This is a genomic window from Tabrizicola soli (genome assembly GCF_015999335.1).
GTDB classification, from domain to species: Bacteria; Pseudomonadota; Alphaproteobacteria; order Rhodobacterales; family Rhodobacteraceae; genus Tabrizicola; species Tabrizicola soli.
Map to the genome: position 1 here is coordinate 146,514 of NZ_JAEACP010000011.1, position 15,561 is coordinate 162,074.

At 64.4% G+C, this 15,561-nt stretch carries 19 protein-coding genes and 1 pseudogene; 15 read left to right on the forward strand and 5 right to left on the reverse strand.

What is annotated here, in order from left to right; translation table 11 throughout:
* Positions 1 to 132: 132 nt before the first annotated feature.
* Genes I7S92_RS11990 through I7S92_RS12000 form a run of 3 tightly spaced genes read left to right on the forward strand, consistent with a single transcriptional unit; the run spans position 133 to position 2,656 of the window.
* Positions 133 to 579, forward strand: coding sequence for a DUF3489 domain-containing protein (locus tag I7S92_RS11990; RefSeq protein ID WP_197644429.1), 447 nt, complete (start codon positions 133 to 135; stop codon positions 577 to 579).
* The gene (locus I7S92_RS11995; RefSeq protein WP_197644433.1) at positions 579 to 1,010 is read left to right on the forward strand and encodes a DUF2924 domain-containing protein; all 432 of its coding nucleotides are present in this window, start codon (positions 579 to 581) and stop codon (positions 1,008 to 1,010) included. Before I7S92_RS11990 ends, I7S92_RS11995 begins: the two co-directional genes overlap by 1 nt.
* Positions 1,007 to 2,656 (forward strand): recombinase family protein, encoded by a 1,650-nt coding sequence (locus I7S92_RS12000; protein ID WP_197644436.1) that lies wholly within the window; start codon positions 1,007 to 1,009, stop codon positions 2,654 to 2,656. The genes I7S92_RS11995 and I7S92_RS12000 overlap by 4 nt, the downstream gene beginning before the upstream one ends.
* A 571-nt stretch (positions 2,657 to 3,227) precedes the next feature.
* On the opposite strand, the gene I7S92_RS12005 is transcribed toward I7S92_RS12000, so the two are convergent.
* Both I7S92_RS12005 and I7S92_RS12010 read right to left on the reverse strand, forming a co-directional pair.
* Entirely contained in the window at positions 3,228 to 4,565 is a 1,338-nt protein-coding gene (locus I7S92_RS12005; protein WP_197644579.1) for an ATP-binding protein, read from the reverse strand.
* Positions 4,566 to 4,627: 62 nt separating this feature from the next.
* On the reverse strand, positions 4,628 to 5,353 hold the full coding sequence (locus tag I7S92_RS12010; protein WP_435532920.1) for a response regulator: 726 nt from the start codon (positions 5,351 to 5,353) through the stop codon (positions 4,628 to 4,630).
* 181 nt (positions 5,354 to 5,534) lie between these two features.
* On the opposite strand from I7S92_RS12010, the gene I7S92_RS12015 reads away from it, so the two are divergent.
* The 5 genes from I7S92_RS12015 to I7S92_RS12035 all read left to right on the forward strand — a co-directional run bounded on the left by I7S92_RS12015 (position 5,535) and on the right by I7S92_RS12035 (position 8,509).
* Positions 5,535 to 6,038, forward strand: coding sequence for an EF-hand domain-containing protein (locus tag I7S92_RS12015; protein WP_197644442.1), 504 nt, complete (start codon positions 5,535 to 5,537; stop codon positions 6,036 to 6,038).
* A gap of 207 nt (positions 6,039 to 6,245) precedes the next feature.
* The gene (locus I7S92_RS12020; protein ID WP_197644445.1) at positions 6,246 to 6,548 is read left to right on the forward strand and encodes a DUF302 domain-containing protein; all 303 of its coding nucleotides are present in this window, start codon (positions 6,246 to 6,248) and stop codon (positions 6,546 to 6,548) included.
* A 113-nt stretch (positions 6,549 to 6,661) separates the two neighbouring features.
* On the forward strand, positions 6,662 to 6,829 hold the full coding sequence (locus I7S92_RS12025; protein WP_197644591.1) for a hypothetical protein: 168 nt from the start codon (positions 6,662 to 6,664) through the stop codon (positions 6,827 to 6,829).
* 30 nt (positions 6,830 to 6,859) lie between these two features.
* Positions 6,860 to 7,339 (forward strand): DUF411 domain-containing protein, encoded by a 480-nt coding sequence (locus tag I7S92_RS12030; RefSeq protein WP_197644448.1) that lies wholly within the window; start codon positions 6,860 to 6,862, stop codon positions 7,337 to 7,339.
* A gap of 120 nt (positions 7,340 to 7,459) precedes the next feature.
* Complete coding sequence (locus I7S92_RS12035; protein WP_197644451.1) at positions 7,460 to 8,509, forward strand: YncE family protein; 1,050 nt, start codon at positions 7,460 to 7,462, stop codon at positions 8,507 to 8,509.
* Positions 8,510 to 8,707: 198 nt separating this feature from the next.
* Here I7S92_RS12035 and I7S92_RS12040 read toward each other — a convergent pair whose 3' ends face one another.
* Positions 8,708 to 8,911, reverse strand: a complete 204-nt coding sequence (locus I7S92_RS12040; protein ID WP_197644454.1) for a hypothetical protein — start codon at positions 8,909 to 8,911, stop codon at positions 8,708 to 8,710.
* Between the two features lie 101 nt (positions 8,912 to 9,012).
* Between I7S92_RS12040 and I7S92_RS12045 the strand changes: the two genes are divergently transcribed.
* The 6 genes and pseudogenes from I7S92_RS12045 (at position 9,013) to I7S92_RS12070 (ending at position 12,833) form a co-directional block, all read left to right on the forward strand.
* A complete protein-coding gene (locus I7S92_RS12045) occupies positions 9,013 to 9,315 on the forward strand; it encodes a PadR family transcriptional regulator (protein WP_197644457.1) in 303 nt (100 codons plus the stop codon).
* On the forward strand, positions 9,312 to 10,529 hold the full coding sequence (gene chrA / locus I7S92_RS12050) for a chromate efflux transporter (protein ID WP_197644459.1): 1,218 nt from the start codon (positions 9,312 to 9,314) through the stop codon (positions 10,527 to 10,529). The genes I7S92_RS12045 and chrA overlap by 4 nt, the downstream gene beginning before the upstream one ends.
* 18 nt (positions 10,530 to 10,547) lie before the next feature.
* A pseudogene (locus I7S92_RS12055) lies at positions 10,548 to 10,753 on the forward strand (hypothetical protein); the annotation flags it as partial.
* 57 nt (positions 10,754 to 10,810) lie between these two features.
* Positions 10,811 to 11,068, forward strand: coding sequence for a metal-sensing transcriptional repressor (locus tag I7S92_RS12060; protein WP_197644478.1), 258 nt, complete (start codon positions 10,811 to 10,813; stop codon positions 11,066 to 11,068).
* A gap of 7 nt (positions 11,069 to 11,075) precedes the next feature.
* Entirely contained in the window at positions 11,076 to 12,389 is a 1,314-nt protein-coding gene (locus tag I7S92_RS12065) for an MFS transporter (protein WP_197644481.1), read from the forward strand.
* 9 nt (positions 12,390 to 12,398) lie between these two features.
* Positions 12,399 to 12,833, forward strand: coding sequence for a YqaA family protein (locus I7S92_RS12070; RefSeq protein WP_197644484.1), 435 nt, complete (start codon positions 12,399 to 12,401; stop codon positions 12,831 to 12,833).
* A 253-nt stretch (positions 12,834 to 13,086) separates the two neighbouring features.
* Here I7S92_RS12070 and I7S92_RS12075 read toward each other — a convergent pair whose 3' ends face one another.
* The gene (locus tag I7S92_RS12075) at positions 13,087 to 14,364 is read right to left on the reverse strand and encodes an ATP-grasp domain-containing protein (protein ID WP_197644488.1); all 1,278 of its coding nucleotides are present in this window, start codon (positions 14,362 to 14,364) and stop codon (positions 13,087 to 13,089) included.
* A gap of 231 nt (positions 14,365 to 14,595) precedes the next feature.
* Positions 14,596 to 15,057 carry a c-type cytochrome gene (locus I7S92_RS12080; protein ID WP_197644582.1) on the reverse strand — a complete coding sequence of 154 codons (462 nt, stop codon included), beginning with the start codon at positions 15,055 to 15,057 and terminating at the stop codon, positions 14,596 to 14,598.
* Between the two features lie 82 nt (positions 15,058 to 15,139).
* Here I7S92_RS12080 and I7S92_RS12085 point away from each other — a divergent pair, with 82 nt between their 5' ends.
* Complete coding sequence (locus tag I7S92_RS12085; RefSeq protein WP_197644491.1) at positions 15,140 to 15,532, forward strand: hypothetical protein; 393 nt, start codon at positions 15,140 to 15,142, stop codon at positions 15,530 to 15,532.
* Positions 15,533 to 15,561 lie beyond the last annotated feature (29 nt).

Below are 15,561 nucleotides of genomic sequence, written 5' to 3' on the forward strand. Positions count from 1 at the left end.
AGAAGTTGAAAAATTCTTACACCAGCGACTGGACTTGCCCGGCAAGAAGAGCGTTGCGGACATCATGCCCGGATCCCCGGGCTTGCCCCGGTACGGGCGACAGGTTCGCCCGCCAACCGAAAGGGCAACAAGATGACCACCCGCAAACACAACACCATTGTCCCGGACACACCGCCCAGCGAGCGGTCGAAGGATGCGGCCAATAGCGACGACACGACGGCCGCGATCCCGGCGGTGCCGAAAGCGCCCCAGCCTCCACGCCGAGGCAAGGACAAGGCGACGACAAGAAACGAGACGAACGCGCCAGCAGCTTCTGAGGACGAGGCGCCGAACGGGGCCGCCCTTGCGACCGGAGTGGCAGTCGCGAACTCCCTGCCACAGTCGAAGCTCGACCGTCTCCTTATCCGTCTCCGCCAGCCCGGCGGCGCTACGATCAGCGATCTTATGGATGCGACCGGCTGGCAGGCGCACTCCGTGCGGGGCGCGATTGCCGGCGCGCTACGGAAGAAGGGCCACACTGTGGTGTCCGGGAAGACGGACGGCGGAGAGCGGCGCTACCGGCTCCAGGGGGCTCCATGATGCGGCGAGCCTCTGGGGCGAATGTAACGGAGGCCGAGATCAATGCCCTTGCGGGGCTCGACCTGCCCGCCCTCCGCGCCATCTGGGAGAACCGCATCGGCCAGCCACCGAAACTGCGATCCCGGGAGCTTCTGCGCCACCTCCTCGCCTGGCATCTGCAAGTCGAAGCGTTCGGGGACCTCGACCGCGAAACCCGACGGCGGCTTGCCGCCCGTGGGCCGGTCGAGGCCGAGGGCCGGCATCTCGGGATCGGGGCCATCCTGCGCCGTGACTGGCAGGGGCGGCGCATCGAGGTGGCCGTAGAGAGCGATGGTTTCCGCTGGGACGGGCGGCTCTTCCCGAGCCTGTCATCAGTGGCCCGCGCCGTCACCGGCACCCGCTGGAACGGTCCACGCTTCTTTGGGTTGCGCGCCGACGAGGCGGCGGCATGAAGCCAGATGCCGGGCGACCGCAGTTCAGACGGCCGGAGCAAAGGCGCTGCGCTGTCTACACCCGCAAAAGCTCCGACGAAGGTCTGGATCAGGAATTCAACTCGCTTGATGCGCAGCGCGAAGCCTGCTCCGCCTATGTGAAAAGCCAGTCCGGCGAGGGCTGGAGGCTCTTGCCCGCGCCTTACGACGATGGCGGCTGTTCAGGCGGGACAATGGATCGTCCCGCACTCCGGCGCCTCCTTGCCGACATCGAGGCCGGGCGCATCGACATCATTGTGGTCTACAAGATCGACAGACTGACCCGCTCGCTGACGGATTTTGCACGGATGGTCGAGATCTTCGATCGCCACGGCGTCAGCTTTGTCTCGGTCACTCAAGCCTTCAATACCACAACGAGCATGGGGCGGTTGACGCTCAATGTCCTGTTGCCCTTTGCCCGGTTCGAACGCGAGGTGACGGGCGAGCGGATCCGCGACAAGATCGCCGCCTCCAAGGCCAAGGGCATGTGGATGGGGGGAGTCTTACCCATCGGCTACGACAGGCCGATCCACGGGAGCCGCACACTCGTTGTGAACGAGACCGAAGCCGCGCTGGTGCGACGTATCTTCGCCAGCTATCTCGATCTCGGATCAGTCCATGCGCTCGAGCACCAATTGCAAAGGGAAGGCATCGTCTCGAAGCGGCATGTCAGCAGCACGGGCCGAGAGACCGGAGGCCAGCCCTTCAGCCGGGGCGCACTGTTCCACCTCCTGCGCAATCGTCTCTATCTCGGGGAGATCCGACATGGCGACACCTACCATCCGGGTTTGCATCCCGCCATCGTGGACGCGACCCTGTTCGACGCCGTGCAACATCGGCTCGACGGCAATGCCCGCAAGCGCAAGTCCGCGCGCGAAAGCGTGGCGCGCTCCGCCCTGACCGGTCGGATCTTCGATGCCGACGGCCATCCGATGTCGCCGACCTTCGCCTATGGCAAGGGTGGCCGGCTCTACCGCTACTATGTCTCGGCGCCGCTGCAGCAGGGCGCGCGGCGCAGTGCAGGCGACACTGGCCCCCGCCGGGCCTCAGGCCCAGCGCTGGAAGAATCGCTCGCCACTGCGCTGCGCCGTCTGATGCCGGAAGACATGAGGATGGACGTGGATCCGCTTGCCCGCATTCTGCGGATCGAGGTTCTGCGCGACGGCGTCGAGGTCGTTCTGCCCATCACGCTTCTACGCCGACTTGAGCCCCGATTGGCCACCGGCGAACAGGCTGCTGTCGATCCTGCCGATCCCACGCACCTGCGCCTGGAACTTCCGCTGCGGCTCTCGACCCACAGGGGCCGTACAGAAATTCTGGCGGCAGCACCGCGCCCGCGCAAGGCAGATCCGGTCCTGGTAGCGGCCCTGCGTTCGGCGCAACAGATGTTCATGCGGGGCACTCAAGGCAGGCCCACGCTCGACGCCGCACCTGACACCTCGCACCGCCGTCGCCTTGTCCGTCTGGCCTTCCTCGCACCCGATCTGCAGCGCGCCATCCTGGCGGGAGAGCAACCGGAAAACCTGACCCTCGCCCGGTTCCTTGACAGTGATCTGCCCCTGTCCTGGGCGGCCCAGCGGCGGATGTTCGAGGTCATCGCCTCCGAGAACCATCACCGGCGCGTTTGAGCACAAGGCGCAGCGGCAGAGGCGATCAGCAGCACTCCGTGCCTCCTTCACGAGCCAGATTGCAGTCACCTGTTATTTTGCGAAACTGCCCGATAACAGGAGGGAACAGGCCCTGATACGGCGCCTAAATCGCCTGTTCCGCGGCAAAACAGGAAACTGCCGTTCTGCGCTCCAACCCACTGAAATGACGGCACTCTCTGGCGCATAGGCCGGTAGACTCCGCGATCCGGGCCTGTTTTGTCCTGTTAATCGCGAAAAACTCCCTGTTCCGCGCAAACTCCACCTCCTTCCGGGCCGCCGGAGACCGGGCCGCGGCAAGGGCTTGAATACCCAGGAACAGGTGCCGAATACGCGAGGCAGGAACGGGTTGGCGATAGGAAAGTGCCCCTGTTACGGGCGGTTAGCGGCGCGCGGCGCCATCAGAGACCAATCGTGGGGGTGGGTGGCGGAGGAAACGGGACTGCCGTCGAACCTTCTCTGAAAAAGATGTAATAAATTCAATAAGCTGCGACATCGCAACAGATCGTGTGCACAAGGTTGGAACCGGCTTTGGAAGGCTGGTCAAGATTGTTCACACGTCTCCGACGGGCAAGCGAACAACGACTTCTAGTCCTCCTTCTGGCAAATTGCGGAGCAGGACCGTCCCGCCATGAGCCTGAATGATTGACCGGGCGATTGCGAGGCCCAGACCAACGCCCCCCGTATCGCGGCTGCGTGATCCCTCCAGGCGCACAAACGGCTCAAACACAGCCTCAAGCTGATCACTGGGCAATCCGGGACCCTTGTCTGCGATGGTAATGACAGCCATTCCCGGTTCTTGCTTCAGCGTCACCTTCGCTACGCCGCCATAGCGGACCGCATTGTCGATCAGGTTGCGCAGCGCGCGGTTCAGGGTCTGCGGGCGGATGGTTGCGAGCAGCGGCTGTGACGGGGCAAGGGTGGCCCTGTCGCCGCCTACATCGCCCACCAGATCGGCCAGCAGCTTGGCGAGGTCGACTTCGGTGGCGGGTTCCGCCCTCGCGACCCCGCGCGCGAATTCCAGCGTGGCCTCGACCATGGCCTGCATCTCCTCGACCAGTGCTTTCAGCCGGATGCTGTCCTCGGTTTCATCAAGCATCTCGATCCGGAGCCGCATCGCGGTCAGGGGCGAACGCAGGTCATGGCTCAGGGCAGCAAGCATATGCGCGCGCTCGTTCACGAAGCGGGTCAGTCGGTCTTTCATCCGGTTGAAGGCCTGTGTGGTCTCGCGCACCTCGGACGGCCCCTTCATCGGCAGCGGATCGGCATCAAGGCCGCGACCCAGCCGGTCGGCGCCGACGGCGAGGGCGCGCATCGGGCCGACGACACGCTGCGCAGTCCACCAGGCCACCAGAGCCACGGCCACCGCCATCAACAGCAGCGGCAACAGGGCTTGCGGCGAAAGCTGCGGGCCGGGGCGATGAAACATCGTGCGCACGTTCAGCCAATCGCCCGCAGCGAGACGGATCGACAGCGTCAGTTCGATGGGGTCGGTGTGTCCGGCCATCATCGCCTCGTGCATTGGGCGCATGGCGGCGGGCATTGTATCCGGCATCGGCAGGGGAGCGACGGAAAGTGCATGAACATCGGCGCGGACTTCCCGGTCCGGCTCGCCAAGGATCTGCCGGATCTGGCTGAGAACCAGGTCCGCCTCGGCGCTGTCGCGGGACGCTTCAGGTTCTGGTCCCACCTCGAACCTGACCAGAGGCGAGTCTGCCGCCCGCAGGATGGACGGGCGCAGATCGGGTGGGGCACTGTCCAGAAGCAAGACCACATTCGCTGCGCGCCCTGCGGCCTCCAGCCCCAAGGCAGCCCGGACCGCGCGGTTCCGCTCATCTGTCAGCAGCAAAAGGCCAAGCCCCTGCGTGACGGCCAGCGCCAAAAGCAGCATGACCAGCAACTGTCCTCCCAGGGATTGAGGAGACAGCCTGCGCAGGAAAGGGGAGCGCGGGTTCACGGTATCTCCCTCACATCGGCAGCAAGGCTGTACCCGCCACCCCAGACCGTAGCAATCAGCGCAGGCTTGGCGGGATCGGCCTCGATCTTGCGGCGCAGGCGGCTGATCTGGTTGTCGATGGTGCGGTCAAACACTTGCGCTGCGCGGCCCGAGGTCAGATCCAGCAGTTGTTCGCGGCTGAGCACGAAGCGCGGCCGTTCGAGGAACACCGTCAGCAGGCGGAATTCGGCGGTCGTCAGCGAAACTTCGTCGCCATCGGCTTCGGTGAGGGTTCGGCGGTCGGTATCCAATACCCAACGGTCGAATGCCAACCTGTGCCCGGCAAGGCTGCCGCCCACCACTTCCGCCCGATCGGATCGGCGCAAGATCGCCTTGATCCGGGCCAGCAACTCGCGCGGGTTGAACGGTTTGGGCAGATAATCATCGGCGCCGACCTCCAGCCCCACGATGCGGTCGGTTTCATCGCCCAAAGCGGTCAGCATCAGGATCGGGATGCCGCCTTGTGCGCGAAGGCGTCGGCAGACCGACAGGCCATCTTCGCCCGGCATCATCACATCCAGCACGATCAGATCGAACTGACCCACCTTCATCGCCGCATCCATCGCCACGGCGTCAGCGGCAGAAGTCGCGCGCATGCCGTTCCTTGCCAGATACTTCACCAGCGCGTCGCGGATCTCGCGGTGATCATCGACGATCAGGATGTGCGGCGGGCTGGTCATCATCGTGTCTCCTGATCTGAACCCTAGCTGATCCTGAGGGCGCTTCGGGTAGAAGATTGTCGCAAACCTCTCTCTGCGCCGCCGCTTGCGACAGATTGATACAAAACACCCGCCGACCTGACAAACCTGTGGGACATCTGCCCCCCAGATTGGACCCATCACAATCCAATCCAGGAGAGACGGAATGAAAAGCTCGACAAAATTCGCCCTTGCAGCCGTTGCCGCCCTTGGCATTGCCGCTGTCGCGGTGCCTGTCGTCGCCCAGCAGGGCCAGATGCAGCTTGGTGGCATGATGGATGGCGGCATGAGCATGATGGGCCACCATGGCGGCAAGATGGGCGGCGGCATGGGGATGATGGGCGGTGCTCAAAGCTACGCCATGGCGACATTCGACACCAACAAGGATGGCACGCTCAGCTCCGAGGAAATGACGGCCGGTATTCAGGCCGAGATCAAGACCTATGACACCGACACCAACGGCACGCTGTCGCTGGATGAGTTTGCGGCAATGCACGCGGCCCATACCCGGCCGATGACCGTGCGTGCCTTCCAGTTGCACGACGCCGACGGCGACGCGCAGGTAACGGAAGGCGAAATGGCTACCATGGCCGCGATGATGCAAGGCCACATGGACGGGCAGCGGGGTGCCATGCAGGGCATGGGTCAGGGCATGATGGGCAACAACTGACAGGCGCCTTTCCCTCGCCAATCGGGCCTTGCACCGGTTGGCGGGGACAATCCCATCACAGATCAGGAGGCTTTGATGATGAACGGCTATGGTATGGGTTTCGGAATGGGCTTCGGCTGGCTCTGGATGATCGTCATCCTTGTGCTTGCCGGTCTCGCCATTGCGGCGCTTGTCAAATACCTGCGCAAGTAGGCGAAAGGTAAGCCAATGGATTACACGATCAACCGTCTGATAACGGAAGCGGACTTTGACGCCGTCGACGCCCACACCCGCGCAGCGCTGTCCGCACATGGCTTTGGCGTTCTGACCGGAATCGACATCAAGGCGAAGAAGAAGAAGCTGGATGTGGATATGCCACCCTGCAACGTGATCCTGCGCGAGGTGACAGGCGGGGTGGAGGTCAGCGCGATCGACCCGGCGGCCTCGATGCAGGTCATCGACAATCCTCTCTTGCATGCAGTCGCCGGTCAGATGCGCGACCTGCTGACCAAGGCCGTTGCAGACATCTGATTGTGCGCGCAGCAACAATCCGTGCGTGATCTTCCAGTACTTGGAATGAGCACATTCAAGCGGAGGCCCGCGTAACGGCCTTCACGCGGCGCAGACCGCGAAAGGAGAACGCCATGTCCACGACCGATCCGATCGCGGGCCATGGCATACCGATTGCGGCCGGGTTGCTCTACCCCGTCACCGGCCTCTTGCTGTCGCCGATGATCGCGGCGGCCGCGATGAGCCTGTCTTCCGTCTCGGACATCACCAACGCGCTACGGCTCAGGAGGGTGAAACTCTGAAATGACCATTGCAAATCGAAAGGAAAGACAATGACCCGACACACATTCTCACGCCGCGCCGCTTTGATCGCCGGGGCGGCGATGCTGGCCGCCGGCGCCCTGCCGGCGGCGGCGCAGGACACCGGACCGGCGCTCCATGTGCTGAAGGACCCGAACTGCGGCTGCTGCACCGCCTGGATCGAGGTCGTCGCGGCCGAGGGGTTCGAGGTGACGACCGAACTTGCCGACGGGGCGGCCCTGATGCGCTTCAAGATGGAAAACGGCATCCCCGAAGCGATGGCCTCCTGCCACACGGCGCGGGTCGAGGGCTATCTGATCGAGGGCCATGTCCCGGTGGCCGACATTCGCCGCCTGCTTGATGAGCGCCCCGATGCCGTTGGCCTCGCCGTGCCCGGAATGCCCTGGGGATCGCCGGGCATGGGGCCCGACACCGAGCGCGACGCCTATGACGTCCACCTGATCCACCGCGACGGCAGAACCACGGTGTTCAGCAGCTACGCCGCCGCCTGAGTCTCATTCCAGAATCTCCACGCATCCGGCCCGGCGATTGCCACGCCCGGTCCTGACTTCGTAACATCCAGAGGAAAACCCGACATGACATTTCACGCCTCTTTCCCCGCTGCATCCGCGATGCTCGCGACCAGATCCCGCCGGGGCCTGGCTGCCCTGGCGCTGACCGCCCTTCTTGGCGTGCCGGGCATGGCGCTGGCGCAGCAGGCCGCCGCAACGAACGGCCTGGTCTTCACGGCCGACGAGCATGGCAATTCGGTCAGCCGCGTCGATCTGGCGACCGGAGAGGTGACAACCGTGCCGCTGTCGGTCACGCCCCACAACGTGCAGGTCACGCCGGACATGAAGCAGTTGCTGCTGGTGGGTTCACCGGCCATGGCCGGTCATGGCGACGGCAATTCTGGCGACCACGGTGACACCGGCATGGCCGGCCGGCTCCTCGTGCTCGATCCGCTGGCGCTGGATGCCGCCCCGGTGGAAATCGAGGTCGGCAACCATCCCGCCCATCTCGTGACCGACCGCGAGGGAGGCCGCGCCTTCGTCACCAACGCGGAAGACGACACGATCTCGGTCGTCGATCTTGCCTCGCGCAAGGTCACGAGCATTCCGGCCGGCGACTATCCGCATGGGCTGCGGCTGTCACCGGACGGGCGGCACCTGCTGGTGGCGAACGTCGAGGGCGGCTCGGTCTCGCTGTTCGATACCGAAATGCTGGCCGAGGTCGCGCGCATTCCCGTGGGTGCGGCGCCGGTTCAGGTGGCCTTCCTGCCCGACGGCAGCCGCGCCTATGTCTCGCTGCGCGACGAGGATGCGGTGGCGGTGATCGACCTTGCCACCCGCGAAGCCACCGCCCGCATCCCGGTCGGCGACGGCCCGATCCAGCTTTTCGCCACACCGGATGGAGGCAGGGTGTTCGTTGCCAACCAAGGCACCGAAACCGCCCCGAGCGATGAGGTTTCGGTGATCGACGTGGCAAGCAATGCCGTCATCGCCACGGTGAAGGCGGGCATGGGAGCCCACGGCGTTTCCATCAGCACGGATGGCGCGCTGGCCTTCGTGACCAACGTCAACGACGGCACGCTTTCGGTGATCGACACCGCCAGCAACGAAGTCGTTGCGACCCACACCGTCGGCGCTGGCCCGAATGGCATCACCTATTTGACCCGGTAATCCTCTCAAGCCATGGGGCGCACGATTTGCTCCGAAGCATTGGTCGGCCGAATCCTGGACATCGCGGATATGCGGCCGACCAACATGCACGGAACCGAGGATTGGGCTGGATGCCTTCTCCTTCAGCTTGTGCTTTGACACCACGAGTTTTCGCGCATCGTGATGCCGTCAGGGGAGAGCGGCATCCACCCCATATCTCTACCCGAGCATCGGCCCGCCCCCCACCAGAGCCAGCTTGGACAGGTTATTGGCCATCTGAACCAATGCCGAGGCGCCGACGACCATTTCGACTGGCATTGGAAGGGCAAAGGCCAACGTCAGGATCGTGCTGAGGCCGAAGCCAGAAAAGAGCGTGGGTTCCGAGGCCAGGAAAGGGACAAGCGCGACGAACAGGATGTCCATGAAACTCTGCGCTCCGGCGTTGCGGGGATTGACGCCAGAAATAGGAGGTAGTTTATCGAATACCGATAACGAAAGCAGATAGAGACATTTTTCCCGAGCGCATGGACCATCATGATCTGCTGTCCGGCCTGGTGCGGCTGCACATCCTGCACCATGCAGCGCAGCACCCGGTCTACGGCCAGTGGATGATCGACGAGTTGGCGCGGCACGGCTACCGACTGTCGCCCGGAACCCTCTATCCGATGCTTTCGAAGATGGAGCGCGACGGCTACCTGACCAGCACCACAAAGCGCGAGGGACGCACATCCCGCAAGTTCTACACGATCACCGACAAGGGGCACGAAGGGCTGGCGGTCGCGCGGGTCCGACTCATGGAACTCAAGGGCGAGGCAGGAACGCAATGAGCGATAGCACAGACACTGCCGACGATAAGCCATCCCGAGGAACTCCGGGAGAAGTCTTTGGGACCTTCCTGAAACTCGGCCTGACATCGTTCGGTGGCCCTATCGCACATCTGGGTTACTTCCGCGACGAACTGGTCACGCGGCGCGGCTGGCTTTCGGATCACGCCTATGCGGATCTTGTTGCCCTTTGCCAATTCCTCCCCGGGCCAGCTTCGAGCCAGGTCGGTTTTGCGCTGGGGTTGATGCGGGCCGGCTGGCTGGGTGCGCTCGCGGCCTTCACCGCGTTCACGCTTCCCTCGGCTCTCATCCTTCTGGCCTTCGCGATGACGGCCGCGACCGTCTCGGGTCCGATCGGCACCGGCGCCCTGCATGGGCTCAAGATCGTCGCCGTCGCCATCGTGGCGCAGGCGGTGTGGGGCATGGCCAGGAACCTGTGCCCCGACCGTGAGCGCGCCAGCATCGCGGTCGGCGCCGTTGCCGTACTTGCCCTCGTCCCCGGCGCATTCGGGATGGTGGGCGCTATCGTCCTTGGCGCCCTCGCGGGGCTGATCCTCGGCCGGGGGACAGAAAAGCCGGTCGGGGGCCACGTCACGATGCCCGTCCGCCGCGGACAGGCGGGTATCGCCCTCGCGGCCTTCGCCTCCCTTCTCGTCCTGCTGCCGCTTGTCGCTGGCGGCTCGCAGACACTCGCGGTCATCGACAGTTTCTACCGCGCGGGCGCGCTGGTGTTCGGCGGTGGTCACGTCGTTCTACCCCTTCTGCAGGCGGAGGTCGTCGTCCCGGGCTGGGTCACGCCGGACGCCTTTCTCGCGGGCTACGGCGCGGCGCAGGCGGTACCGGGGCCGCTCTTCACCTTCGCCGCCTATCTCGGCGCCGTGCTGGGACCCGAGCCGAACGGCATCTCTGGCGCGGTCATTGCGCTCCTCGCCGTCTTCCTCCCCGGCTTCCTGATCCTGATCGGAGTCCTGCCGTTCTGGGACCGGTTTCGGGCCATGGCCACTGCGCAATCCGCGATGCAGGGCGCGAACGCCGCCGTCGTCGGCATCCTCGGCGCCGCGCTCTATTCGCCGGTCTTCACCAGCGCTATCGGAGATATGCGGGACTTCACCCTGGCGCTGGTCTGTTTCGTCCTGCTCATGGCGTGGAAGACGCCGCCTTGGGTTGTGGTGATCGTCGCCGCCCTTGGCGGTGCAGGGCTGGCGCTGACGGCCTGAGAGGGTCAGCCGAGAGCGGCCACGATCCGCTTGTCCCGCGCAGCCATGTCGAACATCCCCAGAACGTGACCATCGCGCTTTGCCTGAAGCTCGTGTTCCTCGTGACCTCGGTTCTGGGGTTGACCAGCCTCTGGATCGCGATCCTTGCCGATACCGGGGCGACGGTGCTGGTCACGCTGAATGCGCTGCGACTGTTGCAGTTTAATCCGGAACGCAGGGCCTGATACTGCTCGCGCATCCATGATCTTGCAGACATCCCCCCTGGGGGGATATGTGCCATCATGACCGAGACAGCATTGCACCGATCGCACCCCGACATCATCAACCGGCTCAAGCGGGCTGAAGGTCACCTGAGATCAATTATCGCCATGCTGGAGGCGGGGAAGCCCTGCGCCGAGATTGCGAACCAGCTCAAGGCGGTCGAAAACGCCATCACGGCCGCCAAGCGGACGCTGATCCACGACCACATCGATCATTGCCTGGGGCTCGGCGGCGAGGACGAACTCGCCGAGTTGCGGGCGATGGCCAGACTTCTTTGAGGGCGTCATGCTGGCCATCCTTGCCAATCGCACCTACCGCCATCTGTTCGCCGCACAGGTGATCGCGCTCGTCGGCACCGGACTTGCCACGGTCGCCCTCGGACTTCTGGCCTGGGAGATCGCGGGGGCCAATGCGGGGCTGGTGCTCGGCACGGCGCTCGCGATCAAGATGATCGCCTACGTGACACTTGCACCCGTCGCCGCCGCCTTCGCCGAGCGCGTGCCGCGCCGCGCGATGCTGGTGGCGCTCGACCTGATCCGGGCGACGGTGGCGCTGGCGCTGCCCTTCGTGTCCGAGGTCTGGCACGTCTACATCCTGATCTTCCTGCTACAGGCCGCGTCGGCCGGTTTCACGCCAACCTTCCAGGCGACGATCCCGGACGTTCTGCCTGACGAGGCCGAATACACCCGGGCCCTGTCGCTCTCGCGGCTGGCCTATGATCTGGAGAACCTGCTCTCGCCAATGCTCGCGGCCGCACTTCTGACGGTGGTGAGCTTTCCGGTTCTGTTCGGCGGCACCGTCATCGGCTTTCTCGCATCGGCCGCACTCGTGATGACCGTCACCCTGCCTTCACCACAGCCCACGCAGCCGCGCTCCGTCTGGGACCGGACCACCCGCGGCATCCGCATCTATCTCGCCACGCCGCGCCTTCGCGGGCTGCTTGCGCTGAATCTTGCGGTGGCCGCGGCGGGGGCGATGGTGATCGTCAACACGGTCGTGCTCGTTCAGGCGCGCCTCAGCCTCGGCGAAGCACAGGTGGCGCTGGCCCTCGCAGCCTTCGGCGGGGGCTCAATGATCGCGGCGCTGCTACTGCCGCGGCTGCTCGATCGCATGCCTGACCGTCCCGCCATGATGGCGGGCGCGGTGATTCTTGCGCTCGGGACGGCTCTTGGGCCGCTGGCCGGATCTCTGACGGCGCTGATGTCCCTGTGGCTCGTGATCGGCTTCGGCTACAGCCTGACACAGACACCGACGGGTCGGCTGTTGCGTCGGTCCGCCCAGCCGCAGGACCGGCCGGCGATCTTCGCCGCCCAGTTTGCGCTCAGCCATGCCTGCTGGCTTCTCACCTATCCGCTGGCCGGGCGGTTCGGGGCCGCGTTCGGTCTGGATGCGACCTTTCTCACCATGGCTGGCCTCGCTGCGCTCGGGGTGGCGGGGGCAATGATGCTCTGGCCTGCGGCAGAGCCGGAGGTTCTGTCCCATGAGCACCCCGATCTGCCCGAAGGACATCCGCATCTGCGAAACAAGGGAGAGAGCGGCCACAGCCACGCCGTGGTGATCGACGACCTGCATCGACAATGGCCGCCGCGGCGCGTCTGACCGATCATCATGGGCGATCCTGCCGTTTATGGAGGCCTGTTTCTGGCTGCCTTCACCGCTGCGACTCTGCTCCCTGCCCAGTCCGAGGCACTGGTAGTGGGCCTCTTGCTGACCGATTACCCGCCATGGCTGGTGCTGGTTGTGGCGAGCGTCGGGAATGTACTGGGTTCTGTGGCCAACTGGTTTCTCGGGCGAGGGATCGAACGGTTCCGCGGCCGCCGCTGGTTTCCGGCGAGCCCCGCCGCGCTGGAACGGGCGGAAGGCTGGTATCGCCGCTACGGTCGATGGTCGCTGCTGCTGGCCTGGGCGCCGATTATCGGCGACCCGCTGACTGTCGTAGCGGGCGTGCTGCGCGAGACCTTCCTGGTATTCCTGCTCCTCGTCAGCATCGCGAAAATCGGCCGCTACCTTGTTCTGGCAGCAGCGACGCTGGGGTTCGGCTGACTATGGCTCTGAGTGTGCCTCGGCTCGCAGTGCGAAGATAAAGTGCTACGGCGCGCGGCGTAGCGGTCTCCAGGTGTTTGATCCCACGGTTTGATGGTGCGATCCTTTCGTCAGAATGGAACGATGCCCGTGCTGAGTAGCGGTCGGCATCGCTGGTCGCACGGGCAACCGGACGCCACCAGATGCCCTTCGGCGGGCTTCCGCGCCGCCCTTGCCATCCCGAAGCGCCGAGTTCACTCCACCAGTTCTCGCTTCAGATCACGAACACCGGCGCGAACCCGCCCCCTGGCGTCCTGAAGTTCGTGGTTTGACCTTGATAAAGGCGCGCGGCCACCAGAAGCACCTGCCCATCATAGGTATACAGTCGCACGTCCATTTTGCGCCTCTGGGGTGTCTCGTCGATCTTGATCATGCGCTCGCTGGGGCGGACCAGCGTCTGAGCAACGTATCCGCCCTCCGCGATTTCCGCCCAGACTCCTTTTGTCAGCTTGTCGCCGCGATATACCGCCTTGCCGCCATGTCCGCCGGTCGGCTTGAAGAACAGGTCCTTGCGGGATCTCCAAAGTGCATCAGCGTTGTCGGGATTGACCAGGACGGTGCGTGGCACAGCATCGAGCAGGGCGCGAAATCTCGGCTCCACTCCCCATGCCTCAAGCGTCGCGGCATTCGAAAGAAGCGAAAGGTTGCGCTTGTCGGCAAGGAGCGCGTGGTTGTGCGGATTCGGCGTCACGACCACCGCGCCATCCCGGTAGGCTTCCTGCAGTGCCTTGTGCTCGGGCTGATCGAAGGCGAAATCGGTGACCCGGTTGTAAACGAGATCGATTGCCTTTCCATCGACGCTGAGCCGACCATCGTCGTAGCGAAGGCGACCGGCGTCGGCGATGACCGCGTCTACTCCTCGTGCCGCGAAAACCTGCCGCGCGAGCACGAACTCGGGATAGAGATACTGTTCCGGCGGACTGTCATCGACGATGGCGATGCGTTGTGGCGCGCCCGTTCCCCGCTGCCGAATCCATTCGTTCTGGAACATGTGGAACGCCGCGTCCTCGAAGGATAGCAGCGTCGGGGGGATGTCCATTTCGGCGCAACACGCGCGCTGCGCCCTCGCAAGAAAGGCATTGAGAAACGCGCCGCCGGCGTTGGTGTTGATTTCGATCAACCGGGGGCCGTCTTCACCAAGATGAAAGTCGTAGCCCATCAAAGCCCCGAGCGGGCCGTGATCCGCCCGCGCGATTTCCGGCGCCCAGGAGAGGACTGCGGCCTTGTATGTCGCGAGTTGGGCGGTGGTCTCCACGGCCACTGCGATCGCGCGCATCTCATCCACCGTGGTGGCCGAAAGGAACACTGGCACGTGCGAGAACAGATGGGCTTTGGGGCGGATGAACGTCTCGAAGAACGCCGACTCACCAGCCTCGTGCTCCATCGCTTCGCGCAGCGATGGAACGTCCAGTGTAACGCAGAAGCAGTTCTTGTTGAGCCGCTCCGTGCGGTCCTGAACTCGATCCGATGAACTGGAGCCCGGATTGTTCATCGAGAGAAACCCCGAGGTTGCGCCAAGGTCAAGCGTGCTTCAAACGCGAGGTAAGCCATGAATAATCCCACAAAAATCGCTCCCAAAAGTTTCGCCATCATGCCGATCCAAATATGCCGCTTCTGTCCGGCAGTCTCAACTGTCACCGGGCTGGCCTCGTGAAACTGAACTGCCGGTCGCTCGGCAGCTCCGGCCTGCAACGAAGCTCCATCCCGAAGGTGCCGTCATCGCTCAGCGTGCCTGCGACACATTCTCCTGGTAGGTCCGCTCGCGCGCTGGCCAGGTGCTCTTGATATAGACGAGGACAGCCCGGATCTCGGCGTCGCTGAGGACATCGGCAAACCCCGGCATGTCGCTCTCATAGCCGCCCCCGACGATGGCGGCCGTGCCTTCCTTGACGATGCGGAACAGGATGTCATCGGGATGGTGCCAAGTGTGGCCGCCGGCATCGTGCGGTGGCGCCGGGAGACGCCCGGACGGAAGGGGCGTCTTCCAGTCCGGCTGCCCCTCGAGGTGCGCACCGTGGCAGGTCGCACATTGGTCCGCATAGACCTGCCGGCCTTGTTCGAAGACTTCTGCAGATGACGCGGCGGTGGACGCGGTACGGACCTGATGCCATCCAACGAGGACCGCCAGGATCAGGCCGCCGAGGAGCAACCCGAGCCACAAGATCTTACGGAGTTCATTGCGCATGAGTTGCATGACTGCTGGTGAAGAATTTCAATCGGCTACATGCCGAGATTGAATTTCTGCCAGAGGCGCGACGTTGGGGGCAATGGACATTCCCGTGACCAGCGCCTATCTTTCCCGCATGTTCTCGCGCTTCATCACCATGATTGCCGTACTCGCGATCGCCGTCATAACGACGGTGACGTCCGCGCATGCGGCGGGCTTGAGCGCAGAGCCGGATCACTCGGTGCATGTCGGCGAGATGATGCAGGTTGCGACCGGCAGCGAAAATCCCTGTGATGGTGATCAGCACTGCGGCTCAGGTGATGCCGAAGCCTGTGAGGTGCTTTGCGCAGGTCTTTCGGTCTTCCTGACCTCCCCTGGCGAAGGCTCTGGCAGCGATTACGCGCCCGCCAGCCATGACCTGCCCTCCGGTGCAATCGTCGCCAGCCGGGCACCTGCGCTGAACGACCGACCTCCCAAATTTCGTCTCCTCTGATCACGCGTCCGGGCCGAGGCCCGCGGCGT